General features: G+C 73.3%; 10 protein-coding genes. 1 reads left to right on the top strand and 9 read right to left on the bottom strand.

Annotated features, from left to right (window positions below):
* Positions 1-301: 301 nt before the first annotated feature.
* The gene (locus KS423_RS26850) at positions 302-955 is read left to right on the top strand and encodes a TetR/AcrR family transcriptional regulator (protein ID WP_224282348.1); all 654 of its coding nucleotides are present in this window, start codon (positions 302-304) and stop codon (positions 953-955) included.
* A gap of 49 nt (positions 956-1,004) precedes the next feature.
* Here the strand turns inward: KS423_RS26850 and KS423_RS26845 are convergent, their stop codons facing one another.
* From KS423_RS26845 to KS423_RS26805, 9 genes are all read right to left on the bottom strand, one after another.
* On the bottom strand, positions 1,005-2,186 hold the full coding sequence (locus tag KS423_RS26845; RefSeq protein ID WP_224282347.1) for an agmatine deiminase family protein: 1,182 nt from the start codon (positions 2,184-2,186) through the stop codon (positions 1,005-1,007).
* 117 nt (positions 2,187-2,303) lie between these two features.
* Positions 2,304-3,227: a DUF4436 family protein gene (locus KS423_RS26840; protein ID WP_224282346.1), complete on the bottom strand. Its 924-nt coding sequence runs from the start codon at positions 3,225-3,227 to the stop codon at positions 2,304-2,306.
* 122 nt (positions 3,228-3,349) lie between these two features.
* Positions 3,350-4,147, bottom strand: a complete 798-nt coding sequence (locus tag KS423_RS26835; protein ID WP_224282345.1) for an ABC transporter ATP-binding protein — start codon at positions 4,145-4,147, stop codon at positions 3,350-3,352.
* Positions 4,140-5,123, bottom strand: coding sequence for an ABC transporter ATP-binding protein (locus tag KS423_RS26830; protein WP_224282344.1), 984 nt, complete (start codon positions 5,121-5,123; stop codon positions 4,140-4,142). Before KS423_RS26830 ends, KS423_RS26835 begins: the two co-directional genes overlap by 8 nt.
* Positions 5,120-5,974 carry an ABC transporter permease gene (locus tag KS423_RS26825; RefSeq protein ID WP_224282343.1) on the bottom strand — a complete coding sequence of 285 codons (855 nt, stop codon included), beginning with the start codon at positions 5,972-5,974 and terminating at the stop codon, positions 5,120-5,122. Before KS423_RS26825 ends, KS423_RS26830 begins: the two co-directional genes overlap by 4 nt.
* The gene (locus KS423_RS26820) at positions 5,971-6,930 is read right to left on the bottom strand and encodes an ABC transporter permease (protein WP_224282342.1); all 960 of its coding nucleotides are present in this window, start codon (positions 6,928-6,930) and stop codon (positions 5,971-5,973) included. The genes KS423_RS26825 and KS423_RS26820 overlap by 4 nt, the downstream gene beginning before the upstream one ends.
* Positions 6,927-8,576: an ABC transporter substrate-binding protein gene (locus KS423_RS26815; RefSeq protein ID WP_224282341.1), complete on the bottom strand. Its 1,650-nt coding sequence runs from the start codon at positions 8,574-8,576 to the stop codon at positions 6,927-6,929. Before KS423_RS26815 ends, KS423_RS26820 begins: the two co-directional genes overlap by 4 nt.
* Positions 8,577-8,608: 32 nt before the next feature.
* The gene (locus KS423_RS26810) at positions 8,609-9,613 is read right to left on the bottom strand and encodes an agmatine/peptidylarginine deiminase (protein ID WP_224282340.1); all 1,005 of its coding nucleotides are present in this window, start codon (positions 9,611-9,613) and stop codon (positions 8,609-8,611) included.
* A gap of 133 nt (positions 9,614-9,746) precedes the next feature.
* A partial coding sequence (locus tag KS423_RS26805; protein ID WP_224282339.1) for an agmatine deiminase family protein occupies positions 9,747-10,824 on the bottom strand: 1,078 nt, incomplete at its 5' end.

The raw sequence follows: 10,824 nt of genomic DNA, 5'->3' as shown, positions 1-10,824 counted from the left end.
GGCGGCGGTGCGAGGCTGCGCCGCCCACGCCTGCCCGCCACCGCTCGCGGCGGTCAGCGCGGTGCCGGCGACGGCGAGTCCGGCGGCCGTCAGGAACCGGCGTCGGCCGAGTTGTCCGTCGGTGGTGGTGGTCCGGTGGGGTCTGAAGCTGTCCTCCATCACTGCCTCCCTGTCAAAGTCACCTGCTGGTCCAGCAGTTGACCGAAAAGGTAAAACTGGCCAAGCGCTCGGTCAATACTTTGCGCAGGCACCGTGCCCGATGCGCCCCTGCCGGGCTCCCCCAGTCGTTACAGTGACGGCCATGGCGACACAGGCGACAGGCACGGCCGCACGAACGGCCTCCGGAGCGGGCGGCCCCGGCCGGGCACGCGCTTCCGCCAAGGGCGAGCAGACCCGGGCCCGGCTGATCGCAGCGGCCCGCACCCTGCTCGCGGGCGACGGCGCCGGGCGGTTCACCACCCGCAACGTGGCCGCGCTGTGCGGGGTCTCGCACGGGATGTGCCATTACCACTTCGCGGACCGCACCGACCTGATCGTCGCGGTCGTGGCGGACATCCGGCCCGAGTGGATCACACCGCTGGAGGAGGCGGTCGCCGGCCCCGGCGCCTACGCCGAGCGCGCCGAGCGGGTCCTGACGCTGCTCACCCGGCCCGAGAGCCCCGACCTGGCCCGGCTCCACGCCGCCCTGCACTGGCTCGCCCTCAACGACGAACGCGTCCGAGCGAGCCTGGAGGCCGAGTACGCGCGCTGGCGGGCCTCCTTCGTACAGCTGTTCCGGTGTCTGGTGGACGAACGCGGCGACGGCGCCGACCCGGTCCCCCTCGGGGAGGCCTTCGCCGCCGCCGTGGACGGGCTCGCCGCCATCGGGTCGCTCGACGGGACGGTGGACGCCGAGCGGGTGCTGCGGACCCTGCTGGACTCGCTGTCATCCGCCGCCCGGCCGTCCGGCGCCTGACGGTCCGCGGCCCGACCGCGCGCCGCCCGACCGTCCGCCGCCCGGCCGGTCACGGGGTGGAGCCGGGCGCGACGGGCTGTTGCTGGGTGGCGCAGTGGATCCCGCCGCCGCCCGCGGCGATGTGGTTGATGCCGACCTGGGTGACCTTGCGGCCGGGGTGGAGGCCACCGATGATCCCGGCTGCCCGGTCGTCGGTGGCCTGGTCCCCGAAGCGCGGAACGATGACGCCGCCGTTGCAGACGTAGTAGTTGATGTACGTGGCCAGGAAGTCCTTGCCCGCGCCCGGGATCCGGCCGATGTCGGGCTCGGGGAGGTCGACCACCGTGAGCGTGCGGCCCTTGGCGTCGGTCTCCGACTGGAGCACCCGCAGCGCCTGCGCGGAGGCGGTGGTCCACACGTCCGGCGGGGCGTCGGCGGTGGGACGGTGCAGGAGCACGGTGCCCGGCTCGGCGAAACGGGCGAGCGCGTCGACGTGACTGTCGGTGATGTCCTGCCCGGCGACGCCCTGGAACCAGATCACCTTCTCGACGCCGAGCAGTTCCTTGAGGCTCTCCTCGATCTGGTCGCGGGACTTGCCGGGGTTGCGGTTGCCGTTGACCCAGGAGCTCTCGGTGGCCATCAGCGTGCCCTCGCCGTCCACCTCGATGCCGCCGCCCTCACCGGTGATCGGCGCCTGGATGCGGGTGATGCGGTAGTGGTCGAGGAGGTTGCGGGCGACCTGGCTGTCGTTGGTGTGGGTCTGCTTGTCGCCCCAGCCGTTGAAGTTGAAATCGACCCCGGCGAGCCCCTGCGGGCCGGTGACGAAGGTCGGGCCGGTGTCCCGGGCCCACAGGTCGTCGACCATCAGTTCGAGCACCTCGACCGAGGAGCCGCAGGCCTGCCGGGCCTGGTCGGCCTGGTCCGGGCGGGCCAGCAGGACGACCGGCTCGAAGCCGGCGATCGCCTGGGCCAGCCCCGCGATGTCCTGTCGGACGCCGGGCAGTTGGTCGCCCCACACCTCCTCCAGCGCCGGCCAGGCCATGAAGGTGCGGGTGTGCGGGTCGGATTCGGCCGGCATGGCCCACTCGCCCGCCGCCGGGCTTCCGGACGGGGCCGCGCCCGAGGCCGTACCGCCCGGGCCGGGCTGCGACTCCGCTCCGCTGCCGGAGGAGCAGCCACCGGCCAGGGCCAGCGCGGCGAGCGCGGCCCCGGACTGCAGGATCGAGCGGCGGGACGGCCGGGGGTGAGCCATGGAGCCTCGTTCCGGTTGGTGTCGGGTTCGGCTCCGCAGGCTACTGACAGGACGGTCAGGATCCGGCGCGGCACGCATCCGCCGTTCGGGGAATCCGCCGTTCGGAGGCCTCCGCCCTCACGCGCCGTCGGGCGTCGCCTCCCGTTCACGGCGCAGCCGGTGCTCGGTGCGGATGCCGGACCAGGCGGTGCAGGCCAGGCTCGCGGCGATGATCCCCTCGGCCCAGAAGAACGCCACGTAGTCGATGAGCGAGCCGATCGGCGGCGCTCCGGGCGCGGCGTTGCGCATGCCGATCAGGGCGAACAGGCTCGCCGCCATCCAGCCCAGGGAGGGCCAGACCAGGCCCTCGCGCTTGCGGTAGAGCACCTCGGCGGCGCCGAGGACGGCCAGGGCGATGGCCCACATCGCGGCGATCATGAACCAGGACAGGATGAAGGTGCTGCGCGAGCGGGTGATCCCGGTGTCCAGCGTCACGGCGCCGGCGGCGGTGGCCGTGGCCTGCGGGCGCATGACGAAGAACGGGTCGGTGTCGGTGAGGACCAGGCCGACCGGCACGGCCGTGCCCCCGCTGGTGGCGCTGAAGGCCGCCTCGGCGCGGTAGCGGTCGAAGGGGTAGTCCGTCTTGGTGCCGTCGTACATCCCCACCTGCACCAGCTGGGACGCGGCGGCCTCGCCCTCGGCGGCCCGGATGGTCACCCTGGGGGCGCCGGTGACGGTGATCTCGACGGGGCGGGCGAAGGCCTGGGAGTTCGGCCCGGCGGCGAACCGGCCGTGCGGGACGGGGGTGACGTAGAGCGTCAGCTGCTGGGCCGTCGGGTCGACGTCCTGTGCGGTGACATCCAGTTCGATCCAGTCGGCGGCCGCGGGGACGGCCAGTTCCCGGGTCTGCTCCCGGGTGTTGCGCTCGTTGAGGTACAGCCCGATGCCGCCCCCGCAGAGGGCGACGACCAGGGCCAGGACGGCGGCGAACCGCCAACGGCGGCGGGGGGCCCGGTGCACGGCCGGCTCGGTCGCGGGGGTGTCTTCGGTGGTGACCTGCACGGTCGTCCTTCCTGCGGCGGGCAGCCGGGCGGGCGGGTTCGCCGCCGGCCCGGCGCGGCCCGCCGGTGGTGCTCGGTCGCCCCGGACGGGCAGGTCCCACCACCTGCCGGGCCGGGGCCGTCTTACAGGGCGCGGCGCGCGGCGGCGATCCGGTCGGGATCCCAGCCGGGCCGGGGGACGGACTCCAGCAGCAGCCGGGTGTAGGCGTGCTGCGGGGAGTCGAGGACCTCGGCGGTGGGGCCGGATTCGACGATCGCTCCGTGGCGCATCACGACGACCTCGTCGGTGACGCAGCGGACGACGCCGAGGTCGTGGGTGATGAACAGGTAGCCGACGCCGGTCTGTTCGCGGATGTCCGCGAGCAGGTTGAGGACCTGCGCCTGCACGGAGACGTCCAGTGCGGCGACCGCCTCGTCCAGCACCAGCACGGCCGGCTGGACGGCCAACGCCCGTGCGATGGCGACGCGTTGGCGCTGGCCGCCGGAGAGCTGCCGGGGCAGCGCGTCGGCCGCCCTGGTGCCGAGGCCGACCTGGTCGAGGAGTTCGCGGATCCGGGCCGCGTGGTCGGCGCCGGGGAAGTGCAGGCGCAGGGTCTCCCGGAGCACGGCCTCGACGCTGGTGCGCGGGTCGAGCGAGAGGTACGGGTCCTGGAAGACCATCTGGACCTCGCGGGCGCGCTCCAGCCGCTCGGTCCTGCCCCGCGCCCGTCCGGTGCGGGACCGGCCGCGGACCAGCACCGCGCCCTCGTCGGCCTGTTCGAGGCCGACGATGATCCGGGCGGTGGTGGTCTTGCCGGAGCCGGACTCGCCCACGATGCCGAGCGATCCGCCGGCGGCGAGGGTGAAGGAGACGTCGTCCACCGCCCGCACGGAGCCGAAGGTCCGGCGCAGCCCGGTGACCTCCAGTACGGTCTCAGGCATCGGCGAGGCTCCCTCGAAGCGGGTGGTGGCAGGCGACCGGGTGCGGCGCGGGGGTCTGCTCGCGGCACAGGTCGGTCGCGTACCGGCAGCGGTCGGCGAACGCGCAGCCGGTCAACTCCTGTCGCAGGTCCGGTGGTTGGCCGTCGATGGCGGCGAGCCGGCCGGGCCGGGCGTCCAGCCGGGGGGTGGCGGCGAGCAGCGCGGCGGTGTACGGGTGACGGGGCCGCTCGAACAGTTCCGCGGCGGGGCCGCTCTCGACGATCCGCCCGGCGTACATCACGTGGACCCGGTCGCTGATGGCGGCGGCGAGCCCGAGGTCGTGGGTGACGAACAGCAGGCCGGTGCCGAAGCGTTCGCGCAGCCGGCCGAGGAGCGCGATGACCTCGGCCTGGCTGGTCACGTCGAGCGCGGTGGTGGGCTCGTCGGCGAGCAGCAGGACCGGGTCGCCCATCAGCGCGGCGGCGATCATGACGCGTTGGAGCATGCCGCCGGACAGCTGCCCGGGGTAGCGGCGCAGCAGTTCCGGCCCGAGGCCGACGGCGTCGAGGAGTTCGACCGCGCGCCGCTCGGCGTCGGCCGCGCCCGTCCGGCCGCCGAGCCGGACGCCCTCGGTGAGGAAGTCGCCGATGCGGCGCAGCGGGTTGATGGCGGCGCGGGGGTCCTGGAAGATCATCGCGGCCCGGCCGGTGCGCAGCGCGCGCAGCCGGTCGGGGCCCATCGTCAGGACGTCCTCGCCGTCGACCAGGACGCTGCCCTCGGCGGTGGCGCCGGGCGGCAGCAGGCCGAGGGCGCTGCGGGAGGTGAGGGTCTTGCCGGAGCCGGACTCGCCGACCAGGGCGACGGTCTCCCCCGGGCCCACGGTGAGGTCGACCCCGTCGAGGACGGGCCGGGCGGTGCCGGGCAGCCGCAGCCGCAGGCCCCGGACGTCGAGGGCGCGCACGGGGCCCTCCGGGTTCGTGTGCTCCGCTGGGTTCACGGGGTCCTCCGGGCGACGCGGTCGGCCCAGCGCTCGCCGACGACGTTGAAGGCGACGACGGTGAGCACGATCAGGACGCAGGGCAGGATCGCGGAGAGCGGGTAGCCGTGCTGGATCGCGGTCTGGCCGTCGAAGACCATCCGCCCCCAGTCCGGGGTGAGCGCGGGGACGCCGAGTCCGAGGAAGGACAGGCCGGCCAGGTCCATGAGGGCGTATCCGAAGTTGATGGTGGACTGGGCGAGGACGATCGGGGCGATGTTGGGCAGGACGTGCCGCAGGCAGATCTGCGCGGCGGAGTGGCCCTGCACCCGGTAGGCGCTGACGTAGGGCCGCATCCGTTCGGCCAGCACCAGGGAGCGGGTCAGCCGCGAGACGTACGGCAGGTAGGCGACCGCGAGGGCCAGGACGGGGGCGAGCAGGCCCTCCCCGTACACCGAGACGATCAGGATGGCGAGCAGCATGCCGGGGAAGGCGAAGACCAGTTCGGTGCTGCGGGAGAGGACGGAGTCGAGCCAGCCGCCGCGCCAGCCGGCGACCAGGCCGACCAGGACGCCGGCGACGGTGGAGAAGGCGACCACGCCGAGCGGGCCGAGCAGGGAGGTGCGGGCGCCGAGCAGCAGCCGGGACAGGGTGTCCCGGCCGGCGGCGTCGACGCCGAGCAGGTGGTCGGCCGAGGGGCCGGCCAGGGCGTTGCCGAGGTCGACGCCGTTCGGGTCGCTCGGGGCGATCCACGGTGCGACCAGGGCGGCGAGCACCACCAGGGCGACGATGCCCAGGCAGAGCAGGTGGAGCGGGGCGCGGGCGGCCTTGAGGCGGCCGAGGCCGGGCCTGCGGGTGAGGGCGACGGTCATGCGCCGGACCTCCTCGAACCGAGGGTGACCCGGGGGTCGACCAGGGGGTGGAGCAGGTCGACGATCAGGTTCACCGTCATGAACAGGGCGACGATGATCAGGGAGATGGCCTGGACGGTCGGGAAGTCCTTGGTGGTGGTGGACAGTTCGAGGAGCTGGCCGATGCCGCCGATGCTGAAGGCGGACTCCACCAGGATCGTGCAGACCAGCAGGGTGGAGACGATCAGGCCGCCGGTGGTCAGCACGGTGCCCAGCGAGTTGCGGAACACGTGGCGGCGGATCACCTCGCGCTCGGGCACGCCGCGGCTGCGGGCCACGGCGACGTGCTCGCCGTCCAGCGCCTCCAGCATCGCCGAGCGGGTCACCCGGGCGAGCATCCCGATCAGGTACAGCGCGAGGGCGATCGACGGCAGGGTGAGGTGCCACAGCAGGTCGAGGAAGCCGTCACCGGTGCCACTGGTCGGGAACCAGCCCAGCCGGACCGCGAACAGGCCCTGCAGCAGGACCGCCGCGACGAACGAGGGGGTGCCGACGGCGAGCGTGGTGGAGACCAGGATCGCCGAGTCGGTCCCGCCGCCGCGCACCGCGCCGATCCAGCCGAGCACCAGGCCTATGACGACGACCACCAGCAGGGCCATGGCCACCAGCGTCAGGGTCGCCGGCAGCCGGTCGGCGAGCAGCCGGGAGACGTCCGTGCGGTAGGTCAGGGAGCGTCCGAAGTCGCCCTGCAGCACCTGGCCGAGCCAGCGGAGGTAGCGGACCAGGAAGGGGTCGTCCAGGTGGTACTGGTCGTTGATCGCCTGCAGGGCGGCCGGGGAGGCCGACCGTCCGGACAGCAGGAAACTCGCCGGGTTGCCGGGCGCCAGGTACATCGCGCCGAAGACCACGAAGGACGCGCCGAGCAGGGTGGCGGCCATCTCGACCAGCCGTCGGACGGCGAATCGCAGGAAGCTCACCGTGCGGCCCCCACGTCGGCGGCCCACGGGTAGTACATGTACGCGATGGTGGTGGGCGCGCCGGTGATGCGCTTGTTGAGGAAGACGGCGGTGGGCCACTCGGCGACCGGGATCCACAGCAGCTGCTCGGAGGCGGTCTGCTGGAGCTTGGCCTCGATCGCGCCGCGCTTGGCCGGGTCGTACTCGGCGGTGGCCTGGTCGACGAGGTCGTCGTAGGCCTTGTCGCTGTAGCCGGCGAAGTTCTGGTAGGCGCCGGTCCTGAAGTTGGTGAGCAGGTCGAGCGGGTCGGTGACCGAGTCGTAGTACGTCTCGGGGAACATGTCCAGGCCTTCGCGGGCCTTGGGGTCGGTGAACAGCGCGGTGAAGGCGTTCGGGGCGATCGTCCGCAGCTGGACGTTCAGGCCGATCTTCGCTCCGGCGGCCTGGACGGCGGTGGCGAGCAGGGAGACGTCCTGGCCGATGGTGCTGGTGGCGACGGTGATCGTCCTGCCCTCGGCCCCGGCCTCCTTGACCAGGGCCTTGGCCCGGTCGACGTCCTGGGCGGTGGGGGTGAGGTGCTCGAAGGCGTTCTTGCGGACGTCGTCGGGGGCGCCGGCCCAGGCGGCCCGGGTGGTGAGGGAGCCGGTGAGGGTGCCGGCGCCGGCGAGGCCGGTCTTGACGAAGCCGGAGCGGTCGAGCGCCAGGGACAGCGCCTGCCGGACCCGTACGTCGCCGAGCGGGCCCTGCATGCTAGTGACGTTGAGGTTGACGGTGCTCAGGCCCTCGCCGAAGTAGAGCGTGCCGGCGCCGCTCTTGCGCAGCCGGTCGTAGCTCTCGGTCGGGATCAGGTAGCCGCCGTCGACGTCGCCGGTGAGCATCGCGTTGGTGCGGGCGGACGGGTCGGTGAGGAAGCTGAAGACGACCTTCCTGGACTTGGCCTTGGTGCCCCAGTAGTCGTCGAAGCGCTGGAGCTCGATCGACTGGCCCTTGGCCCAGGTGCCCAGCTTGAAGGGGCCGGTGCAGTCGAGGCTGCCGCCGGTGCCGTAGTCCTTGCCGGCGGCCTCCACCCCGGCCTTGGCGGCGACCACGCCGGCGGCGGTGGCCATGTACTGCGGGAACTGGGAGTCGGGCTGCTTGAGCTTGACGGTGACCTGGAGCGGGCCGGTCCTGGTGATCGAGTCGACGTTCTGGAACACCTGGGCCCAGGCGGAGGCGTTGTCCGGGTTGGTCTGCCGGCCGAGGCTGTAGACGACGTCGTCGGCGGTCATCACCGTGCCGTCGTGGAAGTGCACGCCGGAGCGCAGGTCGTAGACCCAGGTGGTGGGGTCCGGGTTGGAGGCCTTCTCCGCCAGGCCGGGGGCCAGGGTGAGCTGCGGGGTCCAGCGCATCAGGCTCTCGCAGACGTTCGCGAGGACGGTGTTCTGCGGGTAGTCGAAGGCCTGGACGTAGTCGAGGGTGGGCGGTTCCGCGTAGGTGGCCCAGGTGAAGGAGTCGAGCTCGCCCTTGGCCGGCGGGGTGTCGGCGGACAGCTGGACCGCCGCCTGGTCGGAGCCGCCGCGCGGCGGTCCGGAGCAGGCGGCGACCAGGGCCGCGGCCGAGAGCAGGGCGGTGGCGAGGGCGAGTCGGCCGGGGGCGGCGGCACGTCTCGCGGGCGCGGTGGGAGGCATGAGGGTGGGTTCTCCGTTCGCTGGCGTGGGGGTCAGGCGCGGGCGGCCGGGATCTGCTGGGTGATGCAGTGGACGCCACCGCCGCCGTGGGCGATGACCCTGGCCCGCACGCCGACGACCTTCCGGTCCGGGCAGGCGGCGGCGAGGACGGCGAGCGCACCCTCGTCCTCGGGGTGGTCGGCGACCGGCACGACGGCGCCGCCGTTGGCCAGGTAGAAGTTCAGGTACCCTACCTCGACCTCGCGGCCGTCGACCTCGACGAAGGCGGCCTGCGTCAGGTCGACGATCTCGAAGGGCCGGCCGTGGGCGTCGGTGGAGTGCTCCAGCACGGCGCGGTTGGCCCGCATCCGCACGTAGTCCGGGTGCTCCGGGTCGGCCGGGAGCTGCACCACGACCTTGCCGGGGGCGACGAAGGCGCAGACGCCGTCGACGTGCCCGTCGGTCTCGGTGTCCAGTGCGCCCCCGTACGGCAGCCAGATCACCTTGGTGACGCCGAGGCGTGCCTTCAGCTCGGCCTCGATCTCGTCCCGGGTCATCTCCGGGTTGCGGTTGGGGTGCAGCAGGCACTGCTCGGTGGTGATCAGCGTGCCCTCGCCGTCGACGGTGATCGCGCCGCCTTCGAGGATCATCTCGGAGCGGATCGCCGGGGTGCCGAGGTGCTCCAGCAGCAGGCCGCTGATCCGGTCGTCGGCGTCCCAGGGGCTGTGCTTGCGGCCCCAGGCGTTGAAGCGGAAGTCCAGGCCGGCCCGGCGGCCCTCGCCGTCGAGGACGAAGATCGGCGCGGAGTCGCGGAACCAGGAGTCGTCGGTGGGGAGTTCGACGACGGCGATGCCCTCGCCGCACAGGGAGCCCGCCTCCTCGCCGTGGCCGGGCGGGGCCACCATGGTGACCGGTTCGAACTCCGCGATGGCGCGGGCGACCGCCGCGTACTCGCGCTTCACCTCGTCGAGGGTGTCGCCCCACAGGTCCGGGCGGACGGGCCAGGCCATCAGGCAGCCCTCGTGCTCGGTCCACTCCGCGGGCATTCGGTACGTCACGGGAAACCTCTTCTGTCGGGGCCCGGCCGGCTCCGCGCGTTCGGTGCGCGGGGTGGTCGGGAGGGAGGGGTGGTGGGACGGGAGGTCCCCGGCGGCCCGCCTCCGTGGGGTACCGGACGGGCCGCCGGGAAGTTCAGAGGGCCGGCGGGACGGCCGGCTGGGACTGGGTGGCGCAGTGGATGCCGCCACCGCCGGAAGCGATGTTGTCGATGTTCAGTTGGACGACGTCGCGGCCGGGGAACTCGGCCTGCAGGATCGTGCAGGCCAGCCCGTCGGCGGCGGCGTCGCCGAACTGGGGGACGAACACGGCGCCGTTGGCGACGTAGAAGTTGGTGTAGCTGGACAGGAAGTCCTTGCCGCGGCGGCGGATCTTCGCCCGGTCGGGGCCGGGGAGCTCCACGACCGTGAGCGGGCGGCCCTGGGCGTCGGTGGCGGTCCGCAGGACCTGCTTGGCCTGCTCGTAGACGTCGATCCAGATCCGGTCGGTACCGGGGCCGGGCTTGTCGAGGATCACGCGACCGGGCGCCGTGAAGCGCGCCAGGCAGTCGATGTGGTCGTCGGTGATGTCCTGGCCGGCCAGACCGGCCAGCCAGATCACCTTGTCCATCCCCAGCGACGTCTTCAGCGCCTGTTCGACCTGGTCCTGGGACATGCCGGGGTTGCGGTTGGGGTTGACCAGCGAGCTGACGGTGGCCAGCAGGGTGCCCTGGCCGTCCGTCTCCAGGGCACCGCCCTCACCGACGAAGGGGGCCTGCACGCGGTCGATGCCGTACGCGGCGAGGAGGGTGGCCGCGACCGCGGCGTCCTCGGTGTAGCGCTGGTAGTACGGGGTGCCGCTCTTGCCCCAGCCGTTGAAGTTGGTGTCGACACCGGCGATGGCGCCCGGTGCGACCACGAAGGTCGGGCCGAAGTCACGGATCCACAGGTCGTCGTTGGAGATCTCGACGACGGTGATGCTGTAGTAGGCGCCGGAGCCGCAGTAGTAGCGCGCGTCGGCGGCCTGGCCCGGACGGGCGACCACGACCACCGGTTCGTAGCGGGAGATCTCGTGGGCGATCCGCGCGATGTCGTCGCGCACCGCCGAGAGCTGGGTCTGCCAGATCGACGACAGCGCCGGCCAGGCCATGAAGGTGCGGTCGTGCCGGTCGCTCTCGGCGGGCATCCGCAGCCTCGCGGTGGCGCCCGCGGCGGCCGGGGCGGCGGCCTCGGCC

The sequence above is a fragment of the Streptomyces sp. LS1784 genome (assembly GCF_020103755.1).
GTDB lineage: Bacteria > Actinomycetota > Actinomycetes > Streptomycetales > Streptomycetaceae > Kitasatospora.
The sequence above is the reverse complement of the archived record's forward strand: the minus strand, read 5'-3'. Positions and strand labels throughout refer to the sequence as shown.